Annotated in this window: 22 protein-coding genes and 1 pseudogene; 7 read left to right on the top strand and 16 right to left on the bottom strand. The window is 69.8% G+C overall.

The window, feature by feature from the left end; translation table 11 throughout:
• Positions 1-7 precede the first annotated feature (7 nt).
• Positions 8-949 (top strand): dihydrodipicolinate synthase family protein, encoded by a 942-nt coding sequence (locus FB561_RS01680; RefSeq protein WP_145802295.1) that lies wholly within the window; start codon positions 8-10, stop codon positions 947-949.
• 38 nt (positions 950-987) lie between these two features.
• Complete coding sequence (locus tag FB561_RS01675) at positions 988-1,698, top strand: FadR/GntR family transcriptional regulator (protein WP_238334607.1); 711 nt, start codon at positions 988-990, stop codon at positions 1,696-1,698.
• Positions 1,699-1,926: 228 nt separating this feature from the next.
• Here the strand turns inward: FB561_RS01675 and FB561_RS01670 are convergent, their stop codons facing one another.
• Together FB561_RS01670 and FB561_RS01665 are read right to left on the bottom strand one after the other, a co-directional pair.
• Positions 1,927-3,567 carry a DNA repair helicase XPB gene (locus FB561_RS01670; RefSeq protein ID WP_145802294.1) on the bottom strand — a complete coding sequence of 547 codons (1,641 nt, stop codon included), beginning with the start codon at positions 3,565-3,567 and terminating at the stop codon, positions 1,927-1,929.
• A gap of 105 nt (positions 3,568-3,672) precedes the next feature.
• Positions 3,673-5,136: an MFS transporter gene (locus FB561_RS01665; RefSeq protein ID WP_145802293.1), complete on the bottom strand. Its 1,464-nt coding sequence runs from the start codon at positions 5,134-5,136 to the stop codon at positions 3,673-3,675.
• Between the two features lie 92 nt (positions 5,137-5,228).
• On the opposite strand from FB561_RS01665, the pseudogene FB561_RS39140 reads away from it, so the two are divergent.
• Positions 5,229-5,531: pseudogene (locus FB561_RS39140) on the top strand (NUDIX domain-containing protein); the annotation flags it as partial.
• On the opposite strand, the gene FB561_RS01655 reads toward FB561_RS39140, so the two are convergent.
• Together FB561_RS01655 and FB561_RS01650 are read right to left on the bottom strand one after the other, a co-directional pair.
• A complete protein-coding gene (locus FB561_RS01655) occupies positions 5,443-6,894 on the bottom strand; it encodes an amidase (protein WP_145802291.1) in 1,452 nt (483 codons plus the stop codon). The pseudogene FB561_RS39140 and the gene FB561_RS01655 overlap by 89 nt on opposite strands.
• A 132-nt stretch (positions 6,895-7,026) precedes the next feature.
• Positions 7,027-9,315, bottom strand: coding sequence for a helicase C-terminal domain-containing protein (locus tag FB561_RS01650; protein WP_145802290.1), 2,289 nt, complete (start codon positions 9,313-9,315; stop codon positions 7,027-7,029).
• Between the two features lie 197 nt (positions 9,316-9,512).
• Between FB561_RS01650 and FB561_RS01645 the strand changes: the two genes are divergently transcribed.
• Complete coding sequence (locus FB561_RS01645) at positions 9,513-10,292, top strand: alpha/beta fold hydrolase (protein ID WP_145802288.1); 780 nt, start codon at positions 9,513-9,515, stop codon at positions 10,290-10,292.
• A gap of 49 nt (positions 10,293-10,341) precedes the next feature.
• Here the strand turns inward: FB561_RS01645 and FB561_RS01640 are convergent, their stop codons facing one another.
• Both FB561_RS01640 and FB561_RS01635 read right to left on the bottom strand, forming a co-directional pair.
• Positions 10,342-10,722: a DUF427 domain-containing protein gene (locus FB561_RS01640; RefSeq protein ID WP_145802286.1), complete on the bottom strand. Its 381-nt coding sequence runs from the start codon at positions 10,720-10,722 to the stop codon at positions 10,342-10,344.
• Positions 10,723-10,810: 88 nt separating this feature from the next.
• Positions 10,811-11,236 carry a VOC family protein gene (locus tag FB561_RS01635; RefSeq protein ID WP_145802284.1) on the bottom strand — a complete coding sequence of 142 codons (426 nt, stop codon included), beginning with the start codon at positions 11,234-11,236 and terminating at the stop codon, positions 10,811-10,813.
• Between the two features lie 256 nt (positions 11,237-11,492).
• Here FB561_RS01635 and FB561_RS01630 point away from each other — a divergent pair, with 256 nt between their 5' ends.
• Entirely contained in the window at positions 11,493-12,518 is a 1,026-nt protein-coding gene (locus FB561_RS01630) for a hypothetical protein (RefSeq protein WP_145802282.1), read from the top strand.
• A 40-nt stretch (positions 12,519-12,558) separates the two neighbouring features.
• On the opposite strand, the gene FB561_RS01625 is transcribed toward FB561_RS01630, so the two are convergent.
• The 6 genes from FB561_RS01625 to FB561_RS01600 are packed head-to-tail and all read right to left on the bottom strand — an operon-like array spanning position 12,559 to position 20,048.
• Positions 12,559-13,917 carry a hypothetical protein gene (locus tag FB561_RS01625; RefSeq protein ID WP_145802280.1) on the bottom strand — a complete coding sequence of 453 codons (1,359 nt, stop codon included), beginning with the start codon at positions 13,915-13,917 and terminating at the stop codon, positions 12,559-12,561.
• Positions 13,918-13,921: 4 nt separating this feature from the next.
• Complete coding sequence (locus FB561_RS01620) at positions 13,922-14,710, bottom strand: amidohydrolase family protein (RefSeq protein WP_145802278.1); 789 nt, start codon at positions 14,708-14,710, stop codon at positions 13,922-13,924.
• Complete coding sequence (locus FB561_RS01615) at positions 14,707-15,495, bottom strand: amidohydrolase family protein (RefSeq protein WP_170284555.1); 789 nt, start codon at positions 15,493-15,495, stop codon at positions 14,707-14,709. Before FB561_RS01615 ends, FB561_RS01620 begins: the two co-directional genes overlap by 4 nt.
• On the bottom strand, positions 15,488-17,674 hold the full coding sequence (locus tag FB561_RS01610; protein ID WP_145802274.1) for a heparinase II/III family protein: 2,187 nt from the start codon (positions 17,672-17,674) through the stop codon (positions 15,488-15,490). The genes FB561_RS01615 and FB561_RS01610 overlap by 8 nt, the downstream gene beginning before the upstream one ends.
• On the bottom strand, positions 17,671-18,726 hold the full coding sequence (locus FB561_RS01605; RefSeq protein WP_145802272.1) for a Gfo/Idh/MocA family protein: 1,056 nt from the start codon (positions 18,724-18,726) through the stop codon (positions 17,671-17,673). Before FB561_RS01605 ends, FB561_RS01610 begins: the two co-directional genes overlap by 4 nt.
• Positions 18,723-20,048 carry an ABC transporter substrate-binding protein gene (locus FB561_RS01600; RefSeq protein WP_145802269.1) on the bottom strand — a complete coding sequence of 442 codons (1,326 nt, stop codon included), beginning with the start codon at positions 20,046-20,048 and terminating at the stop codon, positions 18,723-18,725. Before FB561_RS01600 ends, FB561_RS01605 begins: the two co-directional genes overlap by 4 nt.
• Positions 20,049-20,252: 204 nt before the next feature.
• Between FB561_RS01600 and FB561_RS01595 the strand changes: the two genes are divergently transcribed.
• Positions 20,253-21,149, top strand: coding sequence for a carbohydrate ABC transporter permease (locus FB561_RS01595; protein WP_238334606.1), 897 nt, complete (start codon positions 20,253-20,255; stop codon positions 21,147-21,149).
• Positions 21,149-22,009, top strand: a complete 861-nt coding sequence (locus FB561_RS01590; protein WP_145802264.1) for a carbohydrate ABC transporter permease — start codon at positions 21,149-21,151, stop codon at positions 22,007-22,009. The genes FB561_RS01595 and FB561_RS01590 overlap by 1 nt, the downstream gene beginning before the upstream one ends.
• Before the next feature lie 12 nt (positions 22,010-22,021).
• On the opposite strand, the gene FB561_RS01585 is transcribed toward FB561_RS01590, so the two are convergent.
• The 4 genes from FB561_RS01585 to FB561_RS01570 all read right to left on the bottom strand — a co-directional run bounded on the left by FB561_RS01585 (position 22,022) and on the right by FB561_RS01570 (position 26,024).
• A complete protein-coding gene (locus tag FB561_RS01585) occupies positions 22,022-22,564 on the bottom strand; it encodes a hypothetical protein (protein ID WP_145802261.1) in 543 nt (180 codons plus the stop codon).
• 160 nt (positions 22,565-22,724) lie between these two features.
• Positions 22,725-23,117, bottom strand: a complete 393-nt coding sequence (locus FB561_RS01580) for a peptidase inhibitor family I36 protein (RefSeq protein ID WP_170284554.1) — start codon at positions 23,115-23,117, stop codon at positions 22,725-22,727.
• Positions 23,118-23,154: 37 nt separating this feature from the next.
• Entirely contained in the window at positions 23,155-25,206 is a 2,052-nt protein-coding gene (locus FB561_RS01575) for a hypothetical protein (RefSeq protein ID WP_145802257.1), read from the bottom strand.
• 26 nt (positions 25,207-25,232) lie between these two features.
• Complete coding sequence (locus FB561_RS01570) at positions 25,233-26,024, bottom strand: metallophosphoesterase (RefSeq protein WP_145802255.1); 792 nt, start codon at positions 26,022-26,024, stop codon at positions 25,233-25,235.
• Position 26,025: the final 1 nt, after the last annotated feature.

The raw sequence follows: 26,025 nt of genomic DNA, 5'->3' as shown, positions 1-26,025 counted from the left end.
AGAAGCCTTGACCACCTCCGCCCATCGCCTGACCGGTGTCGTGCCGCCGCTCGTCACCCCGTTCACCCCCGAGTACGAGATCGACACGGCCTCGCTGGCCCGGCTGATCGCCTTCCAGCTGGCGGGCGGTGTCAGCGGCGTGTTCGTGCTCGGTACTTCGGGCGAGGGCACGTTCCTCACCGACGAGCAGCGGCAGACCGTCCTGGAAACCGTCGTCGCGGAGGTGGGTGGCCAGGTCCCGGTCCTGGCCGGGGCGATCGACTCGTCCACGGCCCGCGCGGGTGCGCACATCGCCGCGGCCCGGAAGGCCGGCGTGGACGGGGTGGTCGCGACCGCGCCGTACTACGCCGCGACGCACCCGGCCGAGATCGAGCGGCACTTCAAGAAGCTGGCCACGGTCGCGGACGGGACCCCGCTGTACGCCTACGACATCCCGTCGCGGGTCGGCGGGACCAAGCTGTCCGCCTCGATCCTGCTGGACCTCGGCAAGCAGGGGGTCCTGGCCGGGATCAAGGACTCCAGCGGCCAGGACGCCAGCCTGCGCCGGCTGGTCCTGGACCGGGTCGACGCGGAGCTGCCGGACTTCGCGATCATGACCGGGTCCGAGGTGACCGTCGACTGCGCGCTCGGCTTCGGCGTCGACGGCGTGGTCCCGGGTCTCGGCAACGTCGACCCCGCCGGGTACGTGCGGATCTTCGACGCGGTCCAGGCCGGTGACCAGGCCACGGCGCGCAAGGAGCAGGACCGGTTGTTCCAGCTGTTCGAGATCATCGACGTGCCCGACCGGACCCGGATGGGGGCGAGCTCGTCCGCGCTCGGGGCGTTCAAGGCCGGGTTGTTCCTGCGCGGGGTGATCGACTGCCCGTACACGGCGTTCCCGTCGATTCCGCTGTCCGACGAGGAGATCGCCGCGATCCGCGTCCTGCTGGATCGCGACGGCCTGCTCTGACCGTAGACTGAGCGGTCCGATCGAAGGAGGCTGGGGGCGTGACGACCGGTGGACTGAGCCGCGCGCGAGGGGCCGCGGACAACCAGTCCTTCATCCGTGACCGGATGAAGTCCTTCATTCTGGAACGCGGCCTGAAGGCGGGTGACCCGCTGCCCAACGAGCAGGAGCTGATGGCTCAGCTCGGGGTCGGCCGGCACCCGCTGCGGGAGGCGATGAAGGCGTTGCAGGCGGTCGGCATCATCGAGATCCGGCACGGCCACGGCACGTACGTCGGCGCGGTGACGCTCGGCGCGCTGGAGGACGGGCTCGCGTTCCGGATGTCGCAGTCGATGGCCGGCGACCTGCGCGACGTGCAGAACGTGCTGGAGGTCCGGCAGGCGATCGAGGTCGGCCTGGCCGAGGACGTGGTCGCGCACTTCGGCACCCACGGCTCCGAGTCGCTGGACGAGATCGTCGAGCGGATGGAGGCCAAGGCCGCGGCCGGCGAGTACTTCCCGGACGAGGACTGGGCCTTCCACCGCGCCCTGTACGAGCCGCTCGGCAACGCGCTGGTGATCGACCTGCTGAGCGTGTTCTGGCGGACCTTCGCCGACGTCGACTCCCGCCTGCCGGGCGCCCGCTACACCCCGGCGGACGCGGTCGGCTGGCACCGCGACCTGCTCGACACCCTGCGGACCGGCGACCCCGAGGCCTTCGCCCGCTCGATGAAGAGCCACTTCCACGGCATCCACACCCGCCTCGAGGACTGACCCCCCGGGGGCCCGCCCCCCGCTGCCCCCCGCTCGCCCCCGCTGCCCCCCCGCTCGACATCTGGTGGGTTAACCCTCGAGATGCGGGGTTGGCCCACCGAAATTCCATGGGCCAACCCTTCGCTTCATGGGTTAACCCATGAAGCGGCGAGGGCGCGCACGCCCGCAATTCCGGGGGCCAACCGTCGAGGGGGTGGGTTGACCCACGAAACGCAACGGCCGGCGTGGTCAGGCGAAGAGGTTTTCGGCGTCGACGATGGTGTAGGCGTAGCCCTGTTCGGCGAGGAAGCGCTGGCGGTGCGCGGCGAACTCGGCGTCGACGGTGTCGCGGGCGACGATCGAGTAGAACCGCGCGGTCCGGCCGTCACCCTTCGGGCGGAGCACCCGGCCGAGCCGCTGGGCCTCCTCCTGGCGGGAGCCGAACGTGCCGGAGACCTGGATCGCGACCGACGCCTCGGGCAGGTCGATGGAGAAGTTCGCCACCTTGCTGACCACCAGCCGGTTGATCTCGCCGGACCGGAACGCGTCGAACAACCGCTGCCGCTCCTTCACCGTGGTCTCGCCCTTGATCACCGGGCACTCCAGCCGCTCGCCGAGCTCGTCCAGCTGGTCGATGTACTGGCCGATCACCAGCAGCGGCTCACCGGCGTGGTGCTCGGCGATCCGGCGGACCAGCTTGGACTTGGCCGGGGTCGACGCGGCCAGCCGGTACCGGTCCTCGGGCTCCGCGGTCGCGTAGACGAACCGCTCGCTCTGCTCCAGGTCGACCCGGACCTCGACGCAGTCGGCCGGCGCGATCCAGCCCTGCGCCTCGATGTCCTTCCACGGGGCGTCGTACCGCTTCGGCCCGATCAGCGAGAACACGTCGCCCTCGCGGCCGTCCTCGCGGACCAGGGTCGCGGTCAGCCCGAGCCGCCGCCGGGTCTGCAGGTCCGCGGTCATCCGGAAGATCGGGGCCGGCAGCAGGTGCACCTCGTCGTACAGGATCAGGCCCCAGTCCCGGGCGTCGAACAGCTCCAGGTGCGTGTACACGCCTTTGCGCCGCGTCGTCATCACCTGGTACGTCGCGATGGTGACCGGCCGGATCTCCTTGCGCGCCCCGGAGTACTCGCCGATCTCGTCCTCGGTCAGCGAGGTCCGGCGGAGCAGCTCGTCCTTCCACTGCCGGGCGGACACCGTGTTCGTGACCAGGATCAAGGTGGTCGCGGACGCCTCGGCCATCGCGGCCGCGCCGACGATCGTCTTGCCGGCGCCACACGGCAGGACGACGACGCCGGATCCACCGTGCCAGAAGGCGTCGGTGGCCTGCTGCTGGTACGGCCGGAGCTCCCAGCCGTTCTTGGCCAGCTCGATCTTGTGCGCCTCACCGTCGACGTACCCGGCGAGGTCCTCGGCCGGCCAGCCCAGTTTGAGCAACGTCTGCTTCAGGTGGCCGCGCTCCGACGGGTGCACGATCACCGTGTCCTCGTCGAGGCGGGCGCCGACCAGCGGCTTGATCTTCGCGCTGCGCAGCACCTCCTCGAGCACCGGCCGGTCCGTGCTCACTAGGATGAGGCCGTGCTGCGGGTGCTTCTCCAGCCGGAGCCGGCCGTACCGGTCCAGCGTCTCGGCGATGTCGACCAGCAACGAGTGCGGCACGGGGTACCGGCTGTAGCGGAGCAGGACGTCGATCACCTGCTCCGCGTCGTGGCCGGCGGCGCGCGCGTTCCACAACCCGAGCGGGGTCAGCCGGTACGTGTGGACGTGCTCGGGTGCGCGCTCGAGCTCGGCGAACGGCGCGATCGCCTTGCGGCACTCGCCGGCGTCCGGATGAGCCGTCTCCAGCAACAAGGTCTTGTCGGACTGGACGATCAAGGGCCCGTCGGTCACTCGGGGATCTCCTGTCAGCTGGCTGCGTGCGGGGGAGGGCCGGGCGCGGTACTGCGCTGCCCGACCCTCCATTGTGCCTCCTGCCGCCAAACCACCTCGACCGCGTCAGCCGACCGGGTCGGTCTCCAACTGATGGGCGGCGACCACGTCCTCGACCGGACGGGCCCGGTTCGGCAGGAACGCGGCGATCGCCAGCGCGACCAGCGCGGCCCCGCTGCCGATCGCGAGGATCAGCCTGAACCCGTTCTGCGACGGCACCTCGAAGGCCCCGAACGACGTGGTCAGCTGGGCCAGGATCACGCCCGCGACGGCGCTGGAGACCGCCGTCCCGATGGACCGCATCAGCGTGTTCAGGCTGTTCGCGGCGGCCGTCTCGGCGACCGGGACCGCGGCCATGATCAGGCCGGGCATGGCGCCGTACGCGAGCCCGATCCCGGCCCCGATGACCGCGCCGACGACGAGCAGTTGCCAGACGTGCGACATCATCACGATCCCCAGCCCGTACCCCGCGGCGACCACGACCGCGCCGAGCATCAGGGTGACCTTCGGCCCCCGATTCCGGGAGATGGCGGCCGACAACGGCGCGGTCGCCATCATCACCAGGCCGGACGGCGCGAGGACGAGGCCGACCGTGAGCAGCGACTGCCCCAGCCCGTACCCGGTCTGCGCCGGCAGCTGGAGGATCTGGGGGAGTACCAGGGACTGGGCGAACAAGGCGAACCCGAACACCATCGACGCCAGGTTGGTGAGCAGGACCTGCCGACGCACGGTGGTCCGCAGGTCGACCAGGGGCTGCCTGGCCCGGAGCTGCCACCAGCCCCACACGACCAGGACGGCCACGGCCGCGGCGAACAACCCGTCCGTCGTCCCGCTGCCCCAACCCCAGTCGGCGCCCTTCGAGATCGCGAGCAACAGACAGAACAGGCCGATCGACAGACCGATCGCGCCCAGGATGTCGAACTGCCCGCCGCTCCGGACACTGGACTCCGGCACGAGGGCGAGGACGAGCACGGTGACGACCGCACCGAGCCCGGCCGCGGTCCAGAACAACGAGTGCCAGTCCGTCCGGTCGGCCAGCAGCGCCGCGGCCGGAAGACCGAGGGCTCCGCCGATCCCGAGCGAGGCGCTCATCATCGCGATCGCCGTCCCGAGCCGCTCGGCCGGCAGCTCGTCCCGCATGATGCTGATCCCGAGCGGAATCACGCCGGCCGAAAGCCCCTGCAGAGCCCGCGCGACGATCATCGGCGGCAGTGAGTCACTGAGCCCACCGATGGCCGAACCGACCACCAGCATGACCAGGCTCAACAGCAGCATCCGCCGCTTGCCGTACATGTCCCCGAGCCGCCCGACCATCGGCGTCGCGATCGCCCCGGCGAGCAGGGTCGCGGTGATCGCCCAGCTGGCGTCCGCCGGCGCCGCGTGCAGCAACGTGGGCAACTGCGGAACCAGCGGAATCACCATCGTCTGCATCAGCGAGACCGTGATACCCGCCAGAGCGAGCACCGCCACGACAACATTCGGACGCGGTGGAGCGGACGCCGCGGCGGAAGCGGCGGGAACAGCGGGCATGAAGAGCCTCCACTAGATGGTTGCGGAACACAACCAACCGTAAATCAGGCAGCTGACTTAAATCAAGTGGGTTCGGCAGAGTTCCGGCGGGGACGGTGGAGGAGGGGGAGTCGCCCGAGGATGCGGTGGTTCGGGAGGCTGAGGAGGAGACCGGGCTGGCGGGGTTTGCGGTGGTGGGGTTGTTGGACCACCGGGTGGTGGACATGGGGGAGTACGGGGTGGACGAGCTGCACGACCGGTGGTGGTACTGGCTGCGGGTCGACGGTGACGTGGCGGAGGAGTGGAGTCACGGGACGGATCGCAGCCCTACTTCGGTGGTTGGAAGCCGCCGATGTGGTGTTCGAGCAGTTCGGCGAGGCGCAGGGTGGTGCGGTCGCCGAACTGGGGGCCGATGAGTTGTACGCCGACCGGCAGGCCCTCGGGGGATCGGCCCGCGGGGATCGCTGTCGCCGGAAGGCCGGGCATGGTGGCCAGTCCGGCCCAGACGAGCTGGTCGAAGTACGGGTACTCGGCACCGTCGATGTCGAGGCGGCGCTCCAGCAGATCCGGGTTGTGGTCGTGCGGGAACGCGGGCGTCGGCGTGATCGGGCACACCACGGCATCGAACTCGCCGAACAGCTGACGCCAGCCGTCGCGGTGGAGCTCGCGGCGGTTGTTCACCTCGATCGAATCGCGGTGAGTCATCACCATGCCGCGCAGTCGCGCCGCGTCGAGGCTGTGGTCGTCAGGGCTCAGTCCGGCTGCCCGGGCCTGCAGTTGCTCGTACGCGTCGACGGGAAACCGTGCCGTGGAGCCAGAGAACAGCAACTTCGTGTACAGCGAGCCCGCCTCGGCCAGGTCGGGCAGGAGCGGACTGTGCCGTTCGACGCGGGCACCACTGGCGACGAGCGCGTCGGCGACCCGGTTCACCCCCGCTCGAACCGCGGCTCCGGTCGCAAGGAGCGGATGCCGGTCGAGTACGAGGACCCGAAAGTCGCCGAGTCGCTCGTGGCGCGCGGGAGGCAGTCGCAGCTCGTGCGCCATGCCGTACGTGAGCGGGTCCGGCCCGGCCATCACGTCGAGCAGGAGCGTGAGATCGCCGGCGGTGCGCGCCATCGGCCCGACCACGGCGAGGTCGGACTCGGTCGGCAGGACCGGGCCGGGTGGCGGGGTCATACCGCGCATCGCGGCCAGCCCGAGTGTCGGCTTGTGCGCGTAGACACCACAGAAATGCGCGGGTGTACGCAGCGAACCGGCCAGGTCGGAGCCGATGGAAAGCGCACCGAATCCGGACGCCAGAGCCGCGGCCGATCCGCCGGAAGATCCGCCCGACGTACGGCCGTGATTCCACGGGTTGTCGGTCGTGCCGTAGAGCTCGTTGAAACTCTGGATGTCCTGCAGGCCGAGCGGCACGTTGGTCTTACCGAGCACGACAGCGCCGGCGGCCTTGAGCCGCGACACCTGGACGGCGTCCTCGGCCGGTACGAAGTCCTTGTACTGCGGCATGCCCCAGGTCGTCGGCAGGCCGGCCAGGTTGTACGACTCCTTGACGGTGACCGGGATCCCGAGCAGCGGTCGATCCTCACCCCGGGCGCGGGCCTGGTCGGCCTGTCGCGCCGTCGCCCGCGCACGGTCGAAGTCGGGGACGCAGATCGCGTTGATGTTCGGGTCGTCCTGCTCGATGGCGGTGATCGCCGCGTCGGTGAGCTCTACCGAGGAGACTTCGCCTGCACGCAATGCGGCGGCTTGTCGGCTGGCCGAGTGAAAGTTCCTATCCATGGGTCGGGACGCTAAAGGTCCTCCGAAGAAGCCACAAAACCTTGCTTCCTGCAACGGAAAGTACCTGGAGACTTCGCCCGGCAAGGGCACGTCGAAGGGTCAGAACGCAATAACCAAGGGTTCGGAGAACCCTCAGTCGTCCTCCACCGGCCTTGCCCCCGAGATGCGGTGCAGGGCGTACGTTCTCGGTTGGTCCGCGTCCTCGTCGTAGGCGGTCAGCCACCCGTCGGCCACTCGTACCGGTTCCACGATGCGCTCGGACGAGTTCCCGTTGTGGTCCACGTACGCGATCCAGGTCCGTATCCCCGACTCGGCCGCGTTCGCCAGTACCGTCATCGTCTCGGCCGGTGCCGTCGGTTCGGAGACCAGCTCGTCGGGTCTTTCGGCCGCCACCCGATCCCCCGCGCGGAGTTTCTCGATCACCGCCTGCGCCTGCTCGTCGGTCAGCTCGACCGGCGAATCCGCGAAGTCCCGGCTGGTCCGCCGGCGCGGAGGCTCACCTCGGCGGGTCCCGGCCGTGGACACCGCGACCACCCCGTCGAACGTCTCCGCCAACGGCGCCAACCCGGCCTCGCGCAACCGGGACAGCACCATGTCCGGCGGTGACGGCGAGACCACCACGGTCGGGGCGAGCCGGCGGAAGCGGATCCCCGGCAGGTTCGACGAGAGCAACTGGGTCAGCACGTCCTCGTCATCGCAGCGCAAGTACGTCGACGCCGTCCCGATCCGCAGGACCCCGTGCCGTCGGGCCACGTCGTCGATCAGGTACGTGAGGGGTTGCGGGACCGGGGTCCGCGAGTGCTCGGCCAGCCACTTGTGCAGCTGGTCGCTGGTCCGGCCGAGGTCGAACGCGCGCCGCACCGAGTTCTCGCTGAACCGGTAGACCCCGCCACCGCCATGGGACTCCACGTCGGCCATCGCGGTCAGCTCGTCCTGGACCGTGCGGACGAGCGGTCCGGGCGCGACCGCGGTGAGGTCGGCCTGCAGCAGGAACTCGGACACCGGCTCCGGTACCAACGGCGCGATCGCGGTCGCCAGTTCTTCCGCCGCCGGCTCCTCACCCAGCAACACGGCAGCGTGGGACGCGAACGAGCCCAGCCCCGTCAGTCCGAGCAGCGACGCCTCCGTGATCGTCCACTCGACCAGGTCGTCCCGGAACTGCCCGCCCCGCCGCGGCCGGTGCCACGCAACCCACGTGGTCACCGCCTCCGCGGTCGGCGCAGTACCCGGGCCCGCTTCGGCAAGAGCCTGCAGCGTGAGACGGCGTACCTCGGGGGCGAGCAGGCGTTCGAGGTCGGGCGCGAGCGCGTTCACCAGGCGTTCCCGGGCGGCCGCGGTCGCACCACCGGTGTCCCGGCGACCGATCAGGCCGATCGCGCGCAACCCGGTGAACCACGCGATCACCAACTGCGCCCACCGATGCGCCGTGTTCAGCTCGAGCCAGTCGTCGTACGCCGCGGTCGGCAGCCACAGCTCGCTGGTCCCCACCTCGACCGCGGCCACCAGGCCGGCCGCGTACGCGATCTCCAGGACCGCGGCAGCCGCCTGCTCCTCCATGCCCGTCTTGGTGGCAAGGCTGCGCAACTCCCGGACACCGATGCCCCCGGTCCGCAGTACCGGAGGTGGTTCCGTCCCCAGTTGTTCGAGCGCGCGATCGACGAGGCGCACCAGGTCCAACGCGGCACCAGCGGCGGCGCGGTCGGCGATGGACGCGGACACCGTCTTGCCGTCGAGTGGCGGCGGCGTCGGCCGGGTCGAGGCCAGCACGTGTCCGCCGCGGAGGTGCAGCCCGATCTGGCGTGGAAGGACGACGGTGTTGGCGTCGCGCGGTACGACGAGGCCGCGGGCAAGCAGGCGTTCGACCGGGGTCCGGGCGGACGCGATCGTCACCGGGCGGTCCGCCTTCTCCACCGAACCGGTCGGCGGACCCCAGGTCAGCTTGGCGAGCACCTCGCGCGCGTCCGGTCCGGCCTCCTCGATCAACCGGTCCAGGTTGCCGAAGTGCCGTGTGGTCACGGGACCGAGGCCGGCCGGGGTGGGACCGAGCAACTCGTGCACCGCGCGGATCGGTCGCAGGTCCTCTTCGTCACCCCAGACCAGGGCGAGCGCGAGCAGTTCGTCGACGCGTGGCCGGACGATCTCGGCGGGCTGGTTCACCCCGAACGCCAGCGCGCCCAGGTCCACCGGCTCGGGCAACGCGGACAGCGCCTCCAACAGGTCGACCCCGAACTCGTCGAGCCGGTTGATCGCGCGGGCCGCCGACGCGTTCGTGGTCGCGCGGGCCGCCAACTGCCCGGTGTCCGCGGGAATCGGCGTGGCCAGGTCGGGGCGCAGCTTGAGCAACCGCCCGAGCGCGGCGTCGTCCCAGGTCCGCAACGCCTCGGCGAGGGTACGGGGGCGGGTCCGCTCGTTCGTGCTCATCCCTCCAACGGTACGGCCAGCACCCCGGCCGACACGACTCCGCACCACTTCCCAACCACCCGGACGGACCCACGCTGCCGCGGCCGCCCCGCTCGAAGGGACCGGTTGGTGAGTGGTGGCGGTCCGCACCGTGTCGAAATCGGCGCACCGGTGTCGACCTCAGAGGTGAACAGACCCTGCGACCAGGAGGTCACGTCATGGAGAAGGTCACCTCGGCGGACGGTACGACGATCGCGTACGAGCGGTACGGCAGCGGGGAACCGCTCATCATGGTCGGCGGTGCGCTCTGCGACCGCGGATCGTTCCGGGAGCTGGCCCAGGAACTCGGGAGCGACTTCACCACGGTGACGTACGACCGCCGTGGCCGGGGCGACAGCGGCGACACGGACCAGTACGCCGTCGCGCGCGAGGTCGAGGATCTCGGTGCACTGATCACCGCCCTCGGTGGGACGGCCGCCGTCTACGGTCACTCGTCCGGCGCCGCGCTCGTGGTGGAGGCGGCCGCGGCCGGGTTGCCGATCAGCAAGGTGGTGCTGCACGAGCCGCCGTACAGTCCGGACGACGAGGAGGCGCTGCGTGAGTCCGCTGAGAGCGGCGCCGTGGTCCTGGCGTTGCTGGCCGAGGACCGCCGGCAGGAGGCGGTCGCGCAGTTCTTGCAGATGGCCGGACTGCCCGAGGAACCGGCCAAGGAGTACGCCGCGGATCCTGGCGTGATCAAGCTCGCGCACACGCTGGCGTACGAGTTCGCCGTGGTCGGCGACACGAACCGCGACGGTCTGGTCCCGGTCGACCTGGTCGCCGCGATCACCCAGCCGACCCTCGCGCTCTGCGGATCGGCCAGCCCGGACTTCATGATCGAGTCCGCGCGGACGGTCGCGAAGCATTTACCCAACGGCACTTATCGCGAGCTGGAGGGCCAGGAGCACGCCGTCCCGACCGAGGTCCTCGCGCCGGCCCTGCGCGATTTCCTCGGCTGACAGCAACGGCGGCGCAGCCCGGGGAGGGATGCGCCGCCGCTCGCGGAGATCAGTCCGCGACGATCTCGATCGAGTCCACCCGGTCGGGGTAGAACGCCACGTGGTCCCGGATGTCCGCGACCGGCGCGTACGGCTGCTCGTACGTCCACACCGCGTTGGCTCCGCGCTCACCGGCGGGCACGATGCTGTAGTACGCCGCCTCGCCCTTGTACGGGCAGTAGCTGGTGTGTTCGGTCCGCTCGAGCACGTCGAAGTCGACGTCCTTGCGAGGGATGTACTGCACCGCCGGATAGCTCGACTCCTGCAGGGACAACGCGTCCCGGCTGTCGGCCACCACCCGCCCGGCCACCGTCACCACGACGCGATCAGGATTCTTCTCCACCGAAATCGGATGATCCGGACCAGGAACCAGCACCGGCCTGTCAGCCATACCACTCACTCCACTCCCGAGGCAGTCTTCACCTGGTCCAACTGACGAGAGGGCTACCTCATTCCGGCCGGCCACGGGCTCCTGGCGGTCAGGACACGGCGGAGGTCACGAACTGGTCGGCGTACTCGGCCCCGGGCTCGATCTCGGTGATGACGTCGATCATGACGCCGTTCGGGTCGGTGACGATGAAGTGCCGCTGCCCGAACGTCTCGCTGCGGATGTCGAGCTCGGGCCGCAGCCCGCCCCGCACGACGAGGCGCTCCCACTCCTGGTCGACGTCGTCGACCTCGAAGTTCAGCAGCAGGCCCTGGACCGGCTTGCGGAACTTCTCCGGGACGGTCGGGTGGGTGTAGTCGACGAGCGCGAGCTCGAACGGCCGCGGCCCGGTCAGCCGCAGGCTGACGTACCAGTCGGCCTCGAAGGTGAGCTCGAACCCGAGCAACTGGAGGTAGAAGTCGCGCGACTCGACGATGCGGTCCGTGCCGATGACCGGATAGAAGCTGCTGACCTTCATGGTCGTTGTCCTTTCAGCGTGTCAGGGCTTGTGCCGTGACTATGACGCGATCCGGTGCACCCGGTCGATGACCTGCGAGGTAACGCACCGGCGCCCGCATCTGCAGTTCGGGACGGGCCGAAAGTTCTAATTCGGACTTGGATTCACGATCAGATCCTCGTCGAACTGTCACGAGAAGCCTTGCTGGCAAGGAAACAGTTGAGAACACTCGTGAAGAACAAGAGGCCTTTAACCTGTGTTACAGACGGAGGTCAGGATGATCAAGCGCCGACTGTTCGGCGTCGCCACCGCCACCTTGCTGGTCCTCCCGGCCCTGGCCGTGCTGACCAGTCGGACGGCGAGCGCGGCACCGGAGTTCAACTACACCGTCGGCAAGGACGGAAGCGGCACGATCCGCAGCATTCCGCAGACCCAGCGAAACCTGGACCTGGTCGGGGGCGAACAGGTCTACCTCTACTCCACGGGGCTGTCCGTGACCCGAAAGACCACGCTCAGCAGCGGAGACAATCCGGGCACCACCTTCATCCTTCGCTGCAGTGGTCCCGGTCTGTCCGGATCGGAGCAGTTGGGGGTCTACTCGGCCCAGAACATGATCACGCCCGCCGAGTGGACCACGGCCGGTGTGGTCCGATGGCTGTTGATCGCGCCGGAGTCCGGCCGGTTCAGCTGTGAGCTCGCGGTCTCCAGCTACGCCCGCAACGACACGATCGATCGCGTCGGGCCGATCGCCATGCGGGTCAACGCGGGATCCGCGCTGAACGTGAGCCCGGTCGGTGACGCCCAGGACACCGTCAAGGCCGCCGCGCGCTGGGCCCTGCCGCATCAGGAGCCGGCGAGCAACTACGTGCTGTGGAGCGGCGCCACCCGGACGAACGGCTACACGTATCCGGTCCGGCGTTCCACCGGGAATCTCGCGATCGTCCAGGACCTGAACGTCACCACCTGCAGTCCCGGCGACGAACGGAAGTTCCCGCGCTGTGCCGGAGCGCCGGCGTACAACGGCAGCACGCTGGACACCTGGATCGAGATCCAGCCGCAGCACCTCAATGGCACCTCGTGTGCGCCGCTGATCAAGGGCGCGGTGCGGCGGACGACGATCGCCCCCGCACGGCACCACAAGACGGTGAACGACGTGCTGCACGTCGCCAAGTCCCAGCTCGGCGGCTGTCCGCGGGCCCGGACCTCGCTGCAGGTCCGGCATGTCTCCGGCGCGCCGACCGTGATCCACTCCAACTGGGCCGGCCGCATCGCCCCGACCCACGGCATCGGCTACGAGTACTGACCCATCCGCACCCAGGACCGACCCGCGCTCATCGAGAGGCTCAGCTGAGCTTCTCGGTGAGCAGCCGGAACTGCTGACGGGGGCGGCCGCCGCCGGTCGAGCGGGCCGGCGGCAGCGGCCAGGCCAGGCCGGCCTCGACGAGTTCCTTCAGCATCCGGCGGCCGGTGCGCTGGGTGACCTGCATGATGGCGGCGACACTCTCGACGTCGACGACGACCTGCTGACCGGCCTCCGGCGTGGTCGCGGCCGCGATCGAGGTGAGGATCTCGACGACGCGCTGGTCCACGGGCGACACGGTGGTGGCCGGTGCCGGGGCGACCTCGGCCGGACCTGGTGGCAGCTCGGTCCGGACGCTGGTCCCGTCCAGGTACACCGCGACCTTGCCTTCCCGTCCGACCGAGTCCTCGACCGCGATCAACGCGTTCGCCTCGGCCGCTCGCGCGGTCTGGCCCGTCCCCGCCCCGACCGCGATCGGTACGCCGAGCTGGGTGGTCAACGCGCCGAGGAACGGCGCCACGGTGAACTGCCCGGTCAACCGGGTCAGCGCACCCTGCGTGGTCGTGACCAGGAACAGCGTGTCCGAGCGCCGGGCCACCGTTGCTCCGACCTGCCGGGCCTGGGACAGCAGCTTCTGATGCGTCAACGCGGCGAGCTCCTGCTGCCAGTAGTCACCGGACTCGGCCCTCGACGTCCCGGTCGGGATCAGCTGGACGGCGATCATGGCGAGCTGGTGGGCGCCCATCCTGGTGCCCTGGCCGAGCAGTACCGCGGTCTCCAGCGCGTCGCGCACACTCGACCGGGTCGGGGCGATCCGCAGCACCGGGACGCCCTGGGTCCGCAGTTCGCGCTCGACCGAGAGGATCGTGGTCAGCGCGAGCGTGGTGTGGTTCTGCCGCGACTTCTCCCGGTGGAACGCCGCGAACCCGGCCACCGAGTCGGGGCCCTCGTACGGGATGTCGTACACGTGGCTCGTGGTGAGGCCGATCTCGCTGTACGCCTCGTCCACGTCGGCGGCCGGCAGCGAGTCGATGCTCACCCGGCTCAGGTCGACGTCCTCGATGGTCAGCGACGCCCGCAGCAACGCGGCGTACAGGGCGGCGCCGGTGAGCGGGAGATGGGTCGACGGGACCGTGAGCCAGTGCCCGTCCGTGGCGAGGTCGAACACCCACGGGCCGGGGAAGACGGCCGCGTCGATCCGGTCCCGCAGTTTCAGGTACCGCTCCTCGGCCTCGCTCAGGTCGTCGTAGCCGCCGGTCAGGAACTTCACGCTGTGCGGGGACCGGTCGGTGATCTGCTGCCCGACGTCGGCCATCGTCTTCACCAGCTTGCGAAGGCCGAACAGCCCCACCGTCACCGGTGGCGGCCGCTCACCCGCTGCCGAGAACGCTTCTTCGCTCATCGCTTCACTCCTGTACCCCCGGAAGTGGCCGCCATCGGAACAGCCTGCGGGCGTTCCCGCTCAGGACATCATCGCGTTGACCGTCGGTGAGCGGCGCACACACCACCCGGCCGAGCGACATCCGCTGATCGATGAAGGGGAAGTCGGAGCCGAACAGGACCCGCCGACTGCCGACGCGCTCGATCATCGCCAGGATCAGCGAACTGGTCATCTGCGACCCGCACACCTCGAGCCAGAGCGACTCGTACCGGGCGGCCGCCTCGATCGACTCGTCCACCCCGGGAGGCGTGATCCCCGCGTGGCCGAGGATCACGGCCGCGCCCGGGTACTTCGCCGCGACCGCCTCGAACAGCGGGGGAGCGTCGTACGGCGACTGGTGCTGGGAGTGGCTGAGCACCGGACAGCCGGTCTCCTCGGCGAACGCCCACACGGCCGAGTACCGCGAGCCCGTCACCGGGTAGCGGTGCAGGGACGGGTGGACCTTGATCCCGACGAACCGGTCGTCGCCGGCGAGCCGTTCGAGCTCGCGTTCCGGGTCCTGCCACGGGTTGACGACGGCGTACGCCGCGATCCGGCCGGGGTGCGCGTCGACCGCGGCCAGCGCCTGGGAGTTGCCGAGATGCGCGTCCTGCTGGATGGCGCGGTTCGCGGCCACCACGGTGACCTCGGTCCCGGTCCGGTCCATCACGCCGACCATCGTCGTGGCGTCCGGGTCGGGAATGTGGAACAGCGAGTAAGGCCCGAGGTGCGCGTGGACGTCGACCACCCTCCGCTGCGGTCGCCGCCCGATCATGGTCGTCCTCCCGTGGCCGCGGTGGCCCGACGGACGCCGAACAACCGGTCCGCGGTACCTCCGCCGATCTGGGTGACCGTGCTGTCGTCGAGGCCGGACCAGGCCAGCCGGACGATGCTCTCGCCGGGATCCCGTAGCCCGAGCCCGGTCGCGAACAACAGCCGGTCGGCCAGTCCGTTCGCCGCCATCCACTCGATCGCCTGGTGACCGGCGAAGTCGACCAGGTCGACGGACAGGTTCTCGTGGTCGCGCAGAGCCGCCCAGAGCGTCCGCAACAGCCGGTACCCGAGGCTGGAGACGACGATCGGCAAGGTGGGGAACCGGGTCGCCGCCTGGTCGAGGTGATGCCAGTCGATCTCGGTGACGTCGAAGCACAGCGGCAGGCCGTTCACCGCGAGCGCGGCGTAGAGCTCGTCCATCGCCGGGTCCACCGGTGAGTACCCGTGGGACCGCGGGTACAGCCGGAACGCCGCGACCCCTTCGGCCACTGCCTGATCCACCAACCGGTCGAGCGAGTCGAGTTCCCCGGGCGTCGGCGGCACCGCGGTCCAGCAGGCGAGGACCCCGCGGTCGGCCAGGCTCCGGGCGACCGCGGTCGCCTCCGCGTTCCCGCCGATCGGATCGTGCAACCACGACGCCATCGAACTGACGAGGGCGCCCGACATCGCGTGCGTGTCCAGGTGAGCCGCGATCGCGTCCCGGTCGCTGCTGGGAACCAGGGCCGCCGGGTGCGCGCCGGTCACGATGTGAGCGTCGAACCATCCGCTGGTCACGTCGTCAGCCATGACGGGCCCCCTCGATCTCCCAACGTCCGGCGTAAGGCAACGTGAGGTGAGCCCACCCGTCCTCGCTCTCGGCATCGACGGGTACACCGTTGAGCAGCCACCTCTCGCCGGCAGCCGGTACCCAGACCCCGCAACGGCCCGAGCAGGTCACCGCGAAGGTGAGGCCACCGTCGACGACCACCTCGACCTCGGCCGTACTCCGGAACAGCACCTCGCCGGCGTGCACCAGCTCCCGCACCCGCCAACCAGTTGCCCAGGACAACTTCCCGTCCACGGTCCGTACCCAGCTGGAGGCGCCGATCCGGTCGACCGTCCGCCCGTGGTCAACCGTGATCCCCGCTTCGTCGCGAACCACCTGGACATCGGCCGGATCCGCGCCGGCATGCGGAAGCAGTACGGTCGTGAAGTCTCCGCGATCACGCGTCAGCACCAACGAATGCAACGGCCCGTACTCCGCCGTTCCACCCTTCACGGGCCGGCGGGCAACCCCTTCGACCGAGTCGATCCCGGTCCCTTCGACCGGACCGGCGGCCTCGATCAGCAGCAGCCCGGGTCCGTTCGGTGCGGACGCGTCGTACGCGAGTGGCCCGACCTGTCGCCAAGGGTGAAGCGACTGCCAGCACGCCCGGAAGACGTGCCCATCCGACGCAGCGCTGTCGGTCACCACCACGAACGCGGGCTGCTCGCGGACCATCGCGACGGTCCGCGCCTGCGGTACGACGCTGCCGCTGTGGCGTCCCGAGAACACGGCCACGGGACCGGTGTCCACCAGCGGGTCGATCCGGACGTCGCGGTCGGTGCCGAGCTCAAGGTCGTCCACCAGCACGGTGTTGTGGCCCCTGCCTGACTGGTACCAGGTCAGGTAGCCGGGATCGTCATAGCTCGGCGGACCACCGGCCTCCCAGAGCAGCGGCTGCTCCCACCCGTCCAGGACGAGGTCGAGGACGGCGCGATGCGAGTGGGACTCGAGTTCGTGCTCGATGTGCGGCCCGTAGTTGATCACGGCCCGCACCTCATGACCCCGCAGAATCGCGTACCCGGAATCCGCAAGCACGGTATTGCGCGGCAGTTGCGGCACCGGGTGCGCAGGTGCAGTTGCCACGGTGTTCAGCCAGCGCTGTTGCCGATCGGCGTCCTCCCAAGCAGGGAACGTCGCAGCCTCGACCGCGAACGCCTCGGGGGTCAGCCACTGAGCCGCGGTCCGCGCGAGCGCAGGGTTGTCGAGGACGTAGCTGCCGCGCAGCAGACTCGCAGCCGGCCACTCCAGGCCGCTGTCCTGCAGATGAGGGATCCAGCCACCGCTGGACGCGAGCTCGGCCATCCACTCGTGCATGGCCGTCAGCTTCGGATGCTCGGCGTACCGGTGGTCGATCACGGCCGCCGTCTGCAACGCGGTCAGGCACATCCGGTGGTAGCCGGGGGAGCGCTCGTAGTGTCCACCGTCGCCGTACACGTCCAGCAACAGGTGCTCGTCGATCCGCTGAACCGCCCGCGTCGCCCAGCTCTCGGACTCGGCCAGGTCAGGCAGGACCAAGCTGAGGTGCAGCAGTTCGGTAGCGCACACGAGTTGCCAGTTCCCGTGCCGGAACACGTCGTGCTCGTCGTAGGCCCACCGTGCCCCGCCGACGAGGGTCGCCACCAGCCGACCCCAGACGCGACCGGGCAAGGCCGACTCGGTGAGGACCTCCAGCGTGGGCAGGAGGCTCCGGCAGCGGGCCCAGGTACCGAGCGAGTACCAGATGGGGTCGAGACCCGGCCACTCACCGACGACCGAGTCACGCTGCTCGACCCAGTCGTCCAGGTGCCGCCCGAACGCGTCGAGGTACCGGTCGTCGCCCGTCAGCAGCCAGGCGTGGACGCCGGGCGCCAGCCAGCCCAGGTAATGGAACCCGTAGAGCGCCGAGCGGCCCTTGTCGCGCCCGGTCACGTCCACACCGGTCAACAGCGGAGCCGCTGCCTCGATGACCGCATCCGCTGCCGGCGTGGACCGAATCGCGTCGGCCCATTCCCGCAGCGGCCAGGCCGGCCGGCGCATCCGGCCGGCCACGAAGGCGCGGAGCGAGGCGAGGTCGTCGACGCCGGCCGGTGTACCGAAGGCCTTGACCAGGTCGTCGGTCCCGATCAGGGTGATCCGCGCGTCGATGTGGCGCGGCTTCTCGGGACTGGTGGTCGTCGTCATCCGTTCCCCGGGTCGGCGAGCATGGAGACGTCGACGGGCTGCCGGGTCTCGATCGAGGTGTGCGCGGCCTCGAGGACGGCCGTCACGTTCCGGCTGCTCTCGATGGTGATGAGCGGCTGCGTACCGGTGCGGCAGCAGCTGACCCAGTGCGCGATCGCGTCGGCGTACGCCCCGGCCGGGATGCCGTGCAGGACGCGTTGCAGCATGTTCCGCGGGTACGTGTAGCTGTCCGGCGTCGCCACGACGACGCTCTCCTTCTGCCGGTCCAGCTGGACGACACCGTTGTCGGTGACCACGGAAACGTACGAGTCGACCGTGGTCGGGAACGTGTTCGGGTAGATCCAGGCCGACTCGAACGTCGCCACCGCGCCCCGGGAGTACTCGGCCTGGATCTGGATCGCGTCCGGGGTGTCGATGCCGAGCGACCGCAGCTTGCCCCACCGCGCGGTCGCGTAGACCCGGCGTACCTGGTCGCGCAGCAGCCAGGAGACCAGGTCGATGTCGTGACTGGACAGGAACCAGGCGCACGTCGTCCGGTCGGCCCAGGACAGCATCTCGGTCGGGACGAAGAGGGTGTCGTCCTTGCGCGCGTACGCCACCGCCGCGTCGCCGAGGTCCGCGAGCAACTGGTGGGCCTGCGCGTAGGCGGGTACCCAGCGATGGTTGAACAGGCACATCGCGACGACGTCGTTCTCGCGGACCGCCTTGACCGCGGCGTCCGCCTCGGCGACCGAAGTGGTCAACGGCTTCTCGACCAGCAGGTGCTTACCGGCTTCGGCCGCGCGCACCATCATCTCGCCGTGCAGGTGGTCCGGCGTGGTGAGGACGACGGCGTCCACGGATTCGTCCGCCAGCAGCGCGTCGAGGTCCGGATGGATCGCCGGCCGGGGTGCGCCGCGGCCCTGGATCTCCTCCGCCAGCCGCTCGGCACCGTCGGCCGAGCGGCTGGTGACGGCCGTGATCTCGACCTCGGCCAGCCCGGACAGGGACAGCGCGTTGCCGCGGCCCATGATCCCGGCGCCGACGATGCCGATCCGGAGCACGTCACTCATCGGTTGCCCTTCGCAAGGGATTCGTTCCACGCCTTCTCGGCGGCGTCCAGGGCGCCCTTGGCCGAGGTGGTCCCGGACATGTACGCGCGGATCTGGTCGTCGAACAGCTTCCGCAGCTGGTCGTCGTTGCCGGACCCGAGGGACGCGTCCACGGCGTCCTTGAACGTGTCGAGCAACACCTTGCGGGCCTGGTCGGCCTGGCTGTTGCCGGCGATGTCGGTGAAGAACGGGTCGGCCAGGGCCTTCAAGGACGACGGGTAGATCGGCACCAGCTTGCACAGCGCGAGCTGCTGCTCGGCCGCGGTGACGTACTTGAGCCACGCGGCCGCGGCGGCCTGGTTGTCCGACTTGGCCGGGATCGTGAAGATCTGCTGGCCGGGCATGTAGTACTTGCCGTCCGCGCCGGTGACCGGCGGACCGACGACGATCGAGCCGTAGACGGCCGGCGAGTTCTTCTCGATGTTCAGCAGCGTGCTGGACACGGCCACCGGGTTGAACGCGATCTGCCGGTTCTCCAGCGACTGCGGCAGCTCACGCTGGTTGGCGCCCAGACTGCCCGGCGCGATCACGCCGGAGTCGAACAGCGGCTTGAACTTCTCCACCAGCGCGAGCGTCTCGGGGGTGTTGAACGCGGCCTTCTGCTTGTCCGGCGACAGCAGCGCGATGCCGTTGGCCTGGACGACGTTGGAGTAGGCCATGAAGTTGGTGGCCGACTTCCCGCTCGCCTTGTGGTACGCCGTGGCCAGCGCGAGGGCGTCGTCGTACGTCTTCGGCGGCTTGGCCGGGTCGAAGCCGGCCTTGGCCAGCAGGTCCTTGTTGTAGAAGCCGAGCGAGGTCCCGCCGTTGTACCAGGGGATGCCGACCCGCTTGCCGTCGGCCACCAGCGGTTCGGCGAGGTTCGGTGCGTAGTCGGCCAGCTCCTCCTTGCTGAACAAGGAGTTCAGGTCGGCCATCGAGCCGGCGAACAGCCGGGTGGTGGCGGAGGTGATGTTCACCGCGTCCGGCACGTTGCCGCCGGCCAGGGCGGCCAGCAGTTTGGTGTTGATGTCCTGGCCCGGCACGTCCACCCACTTGATGGTGACGTCCGGGTGCTCCTTCTCGTAGGCGTCGATCCAGCGCTGGATGTCCGGCCCGTAGTTCTTCTGCAGGTTGATCGTCCACCACTCGACCTCGCCGGAGTACGCCTCGCCCGACTGCTCCGGCGCGTCACCGGTGGCCGGACTGCCGGACACACACGCACCGAGCGTCAGGGACAGCCCGAGGGCCAGGGCGAGGGCCGGGACAAGCCGCCCCCGTAACAGGGACCGTGTGCGTCGCGCCATTGCCAACTCCTTGCAGAATGGAATGTCCTAAACACTGTTTCCAGACATCATGCTCGACCAGATCGGTCGTCGGAGTCAACGGGAAGCCTGCGATGATCTTTCAGGTAATCCCAGCAGTTATCGCTAGCCGTCGCCTACCTTCTGGGCTACGATCTCCGGCAGTTGAAATCCGTAATCATGGTTTCAGACGCGAGGGAGTCCCGGGTGGCTGTCGCTGGCAGGGGGAGTCTCAAGGGCCGCGTGGTCGGCCAGCGCTGGTACACGCCGTACCTCTTCCTGGTGCCCGGACTGCTGCTGTACGCGGGGATGTTCGCCTGGCCGGCGGTGATCGCGATCCAGCTCGCCTTCTCCGACTACGACATCGTGAACCCGATCCGCTGGTCCGGCCTGGACAACTTCACCCGGCTGGTGCACGACCCGCGGGCCTGGATCGCGCTGCGCAACTCACTGCTGTTCGTGGTGATGTTCCTGCCGCTGACCGTGGTCGCCCCGCTGTTCCTGGCCCTGCTGGTGAACGTCAAGCTGCGCGCGATCCAGGCGTTCCGGATGCTGTACTACCTGCCCGTCATCACGTCGATGGTGGCGGTCGCGGTCGCCTGGAAGTACGTGTTCAACCGCGAGGGCGTCGTCAACTGGCTGCTCCAGCTGGCCGGGCTCGGTCCGATCGACTTCCTCTTCGACCGGCACTGGGCGCTGCCGACGGTTGTGCTGCTGGAGGCGTGGAAGAACGCCGGCCTTTTCATGATGATCTACCTGGCCGGCCTGCAGGCGGTCCCGGCCGAGCACGTGGAAGCGGCCGAGATCGACGGGGCGAACCGGTGGCAACGGCTCTGGCACGTGATCGTGCCGGCCCTGCGGCCGACCTTCGCGGTCACCCTGATCCTCAGCATGCTCGAGGCGATGCGCGCGTTCGAATCTGTCTACGTACTGACCAGGGGCGGTCCGCTCGACTCCACCCTCACCCTCGGCTACTACATCTGGTCGAAAGCCTTCGAGGACTACGACATGGGCTACGCGAGTTCGGTAGGGCTGGTGCTGTGGGCGATCATGATCGTCCTCGCCCTCGTCAACCTGGCCATCACCCGCCGGAAGGACGCGTGATGGCGGCGCGCCGGCTGTACCGGCGGTCGCCACGGCTCGATCGGCGGACGGTCCGGCGGATCGCGTTCTACCTGCTGCTGATCGCGGTCGCCGCGTTGTTCATCGGCCCGTTCCTGATCCTGGTCAGTTCGGCGGTCAAACCGGCCACCCAGGACGTCTTCGGCTTCCCGCCGGACCTGATCCCGCGGCCGCCGGTACTGGACTGGTTCCGGGAGGCCTGGACCGCGATCCCGTACGCGCGGTTCCTGCTGAACTCGGTGATCTACGTCGGCATCACGGTCCCGGTGTACCTGGTCGTGTCGGCGCTGACGGCGTACCCGCTGGCCCGGATCGCGTTCCGCGGCCGCGGCCTGTTCTTCCTGCTGTTCCTGTCGATCATGTTCCTGCCGGGCGAGCTGATGCTGATCCCGCGGTACCTGGTGATGGGCCAGCTCGGACTGACCGACACGTTCGCCTCCGTCATCCTGCCCGCGATCCTGTCGTCGCTCGGCATCTTCCTGCTCCGGCAGGCGTTCTCGCAGATCCCGGACGAGATCGTGGAGGCGGCCCGGGTGGACGGGGCGAACGAGTTCGCGATCTTCTGGCGGATCGCGGTCCCGATCGTCGCCCCGACCCTGGCGGTGCTCGCGATCCTCGGGTTCGTCTCGGTCTGGAACAGCTTCATCTGGCCGCTGGTCACGTTGACGAGTCAGTCCAAGTTCCCGATCGCGCTCGGTATCGCCTACCTGAGCGGGGTCAGCGGCACCGATGTCCGCGGTCTTGCCGCCGGTACGGTGCTCTCGCTGATCCCGGTCGTGGTGGTGTTTCTCCTGCTGCAGAAGCGGATCCTGAACAGCATGGGCGGAGCCGTCAAAGGCTGACGGTCTCCGGCCTCAGCTGATCAGGAAGCCCAGGGCCCCGAGGGCGACCAGGCCACCGACGGCGCCGAGGGGAGCCCAGACCCAGGAGAGCTGGTGCCGGCGGCGGTGGTCGAGGGCGAGCAGGGTGAACAGGCAGCCGGGGACACCCCAGACCAGCCAGGCCGCGCCGAAGTTGAACCAGCCGACGGCCGACATGTTGCTGATGCCCTTGTTCACCGGCTCCATCAGGTCGAGCAGGATCGCCGCCTTGACGACCGTCTCCGCGGCCGGATAGGCCAGCTGTCCGAGCGCGACGGCCCACAACGCCATCGACATGAGCCGGGCGGGAAGGATGCGGTCCCACTTGGTGACCGCGGCCAGGGCGAGCGCAATGGTCCCGATCCTCAGCACGGTCGCTCCGATGGCGACCAAGCCGTCGCTGGTCATCGGCTTGTCCGTCAGCAGTTGCTCACCGCCGGCGATCGCCAGCACGACGACGCAGAAGAGTCCGATGCCGACGGCAATGACATAGGCCGGCCAGCGCCGGGGTGTTTCCTGCAGCGTCACGGCTCGCACCGTCGACTCCTTGCTCTTCGGTCCGTTGCGGATCGGATCTCGGTCCCGCACTCCCGAGCGTAGATTCGGGCGGTGACATGAGGATCCCCCGGCGGAGTGAGGCCGACCATGAGCTGGACCGGACCCGTCCACCGGGGGCGCACCGCCGTCAGTCGGCCGGTCAGCAGCTGTACGTGCCGACCTTCAGCGAGCTGAACTTCGCCTGCCAGCGGCTGGCGTAGTTCCCCTTGGCGCCCGACACGCTGCAGGCGTGACCGCCCGAGCCCCAGCCGTCGTTGTAGTTGTAGTCGACATACAGCGTCACGAGCTTGCCGGACCGGTTCCACTCCGAGCGGCTGGCGTTGTCGATGCCCTGCAACTTCAGGTTCGGCGACTGCAGCTTGAAGTAGGCGATGGTGCCGGTGCCGTTGTAGCCGGAGAACATGCAGTAGTAGCCGGCCGGACAGCGGTTGTAACCGGTGGCCGCCTGGGCCGACGGCGCCGTGGCGACGGCCGCGACCGTGCCCGCCGTTCCGAGGGCGGCGACGGCGATAGCGGCCATGATCTTACGCATCACGTTCCCTTTCCTGAGGAGGCTTTGCGTCCAAGCCTCACAGGGCGCCCTGCCGCGCATCTGCCGCTTTTCTGTCGCCGATTTCACTGGGTTTCGTCGTGAGCAAGGCGAGCGGAGGGCCGGCGACGGCGATGGTCAGGAGAGCGACGCGAAGGCCGTAGTCGTTGGCGGCGGAGCCGACCGCGGCGATCGTCACCACGCCGACATAACAACCCCAGAGCGGTGGCCAGTGGGTCACAGCCCGTTCGAACCACGCCGGCGCGAGCTGCCGCCGTGCCACGACCACCGCGATCAGGTACAGCAGGAGGGCACCCACCAGCCACAGGTGGACACCCGCGGACAACGAGCTCACCGCGTAGCCGGCCTTGCGGGTGATCACCTCTGTACCGTCGCCGTGCAGGAGATCCTCGACGAACCGGCCGGCGTGGGATCGGGAGGCCGCCGGGCGGAGCCAGTCGAGGACGCTGATCAGCGCGACCGCGGCGACCGCGGCGACGCCGGTCAGCAGGATCCGGCCGATCCCGATCCGGCGGCCGAGCACGTCCAGCCCGAGCAGCACGAACGCCGGGACGATCGCGAAGCCGCCACCGACGTCCGCGCCCCACGTCGGCCAGGCGTCCACGAGGACCGTGACCAGCCCGATCACCGCGACGGCGCCGACCGCCAGGAGAGGGCCGCGCCGGGTTCGCAGCCAGCCGGCCAGCCCGGCCGCGAAGATCACGGCATGCACGGCGAAGACGACGAACGTGGTGTTGCCGAATCCGTAGTACCGGCCGCCCGACAACGGGGACGGCCCGAGCGGACTGCCGTGGTGCAGGATCGTGCCAGTGATCGCGTCGAGGGCGAGAACGCCGACGGTGACTCCCGACAGGACGGTCACCCTGGCCGGTATCGGTAGTCGGCGGAGGGCCAGAGCCAGCGCGACCGCGCCGAGGATCATCCCGAGCCACAACGCGGCCAACGGCGCCGGCCAGCGCCACCACTGGATCAGGCGGACCAGATAGGCACACAGCGGCAGCGCGGCGAGTACGAGCAGGGTGAACCCGGCCATTCGGGAACGCTGCCGCAGCGCCAGCAGGCCGATCGCCAGGACAGCGGCCGCCGCAAGACCGTTGATGAACGGGCCCGCGCTGCGGCGGAGATCCCGGTCTCGCTGGGTGATGTCGTCGAGTTTGCGCGCGGTCCGGTCCGCGGCCGGCCGTTCTCCGCCGGCGACCAGCGGCGCGCCGGTGAAGTGGTTGGGTTCGTCGACGCCGACCGCGGCGAGCAGCGTGGTGGGGATGTCGAGGAGCCGGACGATTCCCTGCCATCGGGTCGACTGCGCGGTCAGGTACTGGTTGCCCGTCTGCGGTCCGGCGACCACAGCCGCCCCCATCGCCAGGGTGGAACGCAGCGGCTGGGAGACCCCGAGGACGACGACGGTGGCGTCGGCGGGCATCCGCTCGAGAACCTGGCGGACCGTCTCGTCGGCTTGGCGCAAGGCCTTGCCCGGGTCGTTGCGCCGATCCAGGACCCCGGCGTCGATCACGGTCACCGGGCAGTCCCAGCGCGCGCCGGACAGGTCCGGGTGGTACCGCGTGACCCGGCCCTGCCGATCGGCCAGCGCGAGCGCGGCGCCCGGTCCGACGGCCGTCGCGCAGACGTTGCCGGTAGCAAGGGTCGAGCCGAGCAGGCCGAGATCTGGGTCGAACACCGACGCGCGCTGCGCCGTGACCAGGCCGTCCCAGCCGTCGACGACGCCGCCGGTCACCGACGGGAGCGCCGTACAGTCGCGGTCCCGGTGAGGTTGCGGGTCCGTGGCCGCCCGGCCCGCCGAGAGCGAGAGCCAGCCGTCGAGCGGGCAAGGCGGGGAGTGCACACTGCGTACCGTCATCGCCGCCGCATCGGCGCCGTCGTCGAGCATCCGCCAGAGCGTCGGCGCGCCCTCGGGGGTCAGGTTGTCCCAGGTCAGGCCGGCGATCCCGACCACCACGACCGGCGCGGTGACGACGGAGGCCGGCTCAGTAGGTGCTTCGGCGGGGACAGCAGCGACAGGCAGGGACAGCGCGACGCCGGCGACGAGGCTGGCGCATACCCGGAGGCCGAACATGCCAGCAACTATCTGGCAGCCCGGGGTCAGAGCGGATCGAGCTGGACGACGAGCGACGGGCCGCCGTCGAAGGTGCCGGCGTCGATGCCGAGGACCAGGTCGTCGCAGTACAGCAGGGGCTCGGTGACCCAGGCCGGGTCGATGCCCAGCTGGTCGGCGACGATGCTGTGCCCGTGCACGATCCGGTGGCCGCCGAGGTGCTGGAGCAGGGTCCGGGCGATCGCCGGGCCGTTCTCGCCGCGGAAGACGTACCGAGCGGTCATCCGGCGCCAGGTCTCCCACCACACCGTGATGTCGTCGGAGTGCAGGTCGGCCCGGGCGCCCGCGTTGATCTCGTCGATCGTGCTGCCCCACTCGACGTACTCGGCGGTGTCGGAGTGCATCAGCAGGTGACCCGCGTCGAGCCCGAGCATCGGCTGGTCGAGCAGCCAGGCCACGTCGTCGTCGGTGAGCAGCTCCTGGTCGCGGTCCTGGCCGCCGTTCAGGGCCCAGCTGCGCTCGAAGCTGCGCGAGGTGATCCCGTCGTGCGGGACGAAGGTGTCGCCGAACTTGCGCATCCCGAGTGCGAGGATCTCGTGATTGCCGAGCAGCATCCGGACCTCGCCGGTCCCCGCGGCGGCCTGGTCGCCGAGCTTGCGGACCAGGTTCAGGACGCCGATCCCGTCCGGGCCGCGGTCGAAGAAGTCGCCGAGCAGCCAGAGCCGGGCGTCCTGGCCGGCCCAGTCGCCGGCCTCGTCGACCAGTCCGGCGGCCCGCAGCGACGCGGTGAGTTTCTCCGGGTGCCCGTGGACGTCACTCACCGCGTACGTCGCGGTCACG

Source organism: Kribbella amoyensis, from assembly GCF_007828865.1.
Lineage (GTDB): Bacteria > Actinomycetota > Actinomycetes > Propionibacteriales > Kribbellaceae > Kribbella > Kribbella amoyensis.
The sequence above is the reverse complement of the archived record's forward strand: the minus strand, read 5'-3'. Positions and strand labels throughout refer to the sequence as shown.

Coding starts and splice junctions, on each gene's coding strand:
- FB561_RS01665 (WP_145802293.1), bottom strand. CDS start 5,136: ATGCCCGCTGTTCCCGCCGCTTCCGCCGCGGCGTCCGCTCCACCGCGT.
- FB561_RS01655 (WP_145802291.1), bottom strand. CDS start 6,894: ATGGATAGGAACTTTCACTCGGCCAGCCGACAAGCCGCCGCATTGCGT.
- FB561_RS01650 (WP_145802290.1), bottom strand. CDS start 9,315: ATGAGCACGAACGAGCGGACCCGCCCCCGTACCCTCGCCGAGGCGTTG.
- FB561_RS01645 (WP_145802288.1), top strand. CDS start 9,513: ATGGAGAAGGTCACCTCGGCGGACGGTACGACGATCGCGTACGAGCGG.
- FB561_RS01640 (WP_145802286.1), bottom strand. CDS start 10,722: ATGGCTGACAGGCCGGTGCTGGTTCCTGGTCCGGATCATCCGATTTCG.
- FB561_RS01635 (WP_145802284.1), bottom strand. CDS start 11,236: ATGAAGGTCAGCAGCTTCTATCCGGTCATCGGCACGGACCGCATCGTC.
- FB561_RS01630 (WP_145802282.1), top strand. CDS start 11,493: ATGATCAAGCGCCGACTGTTCGGCGTCGCCACCGCCACCTTGCTGGTC.
- FB561_RS01625 (WP_145802280.1), bottom strand. CDS start 13,917: ATGAGCGAAGAAGCGTTCTCGGCAGCGGGTGAGCGGCCGCCACCGGTG.
- FB561_RS01620 (WP_145802278.1), bottom strand. CDS start 14,710: ATGATCGGGCGGCGACCGCAGCGGAGGGTGGTCGACGTCCACGCGCAC.
- FB561_RS01615 (WP_170284555.1), bottom strand. CDS start 15,495: ATGGCTGACGACGTGACCAGCGGATGGTTCGACGCTCACATCGTGACC.
- FB561_RS01610 (WP_145802274.1), bottom strand. CDS start 17,674: ATGACGACGACCACCAGTCCCGAGAAGCCGCGCCACATCGACGCGCGG.
- FB561_RS01605 (WP_145802272.1), bottom strand. CDS start 18,726: ATGAGTGACGTGCTCCGGATCGGCATCGTCGGCGCCGGGATCATGGGC.
- FB561_RS01600 (WP_145802269.1), bottom strand. CDS start 20,048: ATGGCGCGACGCACACGGTCCCTGTTACGGGGGCGGCTTGTCCCGGCC.
- FB561_RS01590 (WP_145802264.1), top strand. CDS start 21,149: ATGGCGGCGCGCCGGCTGTACCGGCGGTCGCCACGGCTCGATCGGCGG.
- FB561_RS01580 (WP_170284554.1), bottom strand. CDS start 23,117: ATGCGTAAGATCATGGCCGCTATCGCCGTCGCCGCCCTCGGAACGGCG.
- FB561_RS01575 (WP_145802257.1), bottom strand. CDS start 25,206: ATGTTCGGCCTCCGGGTATGCGCCAGCCTCGTCGCCGGCGTCGCGCTG.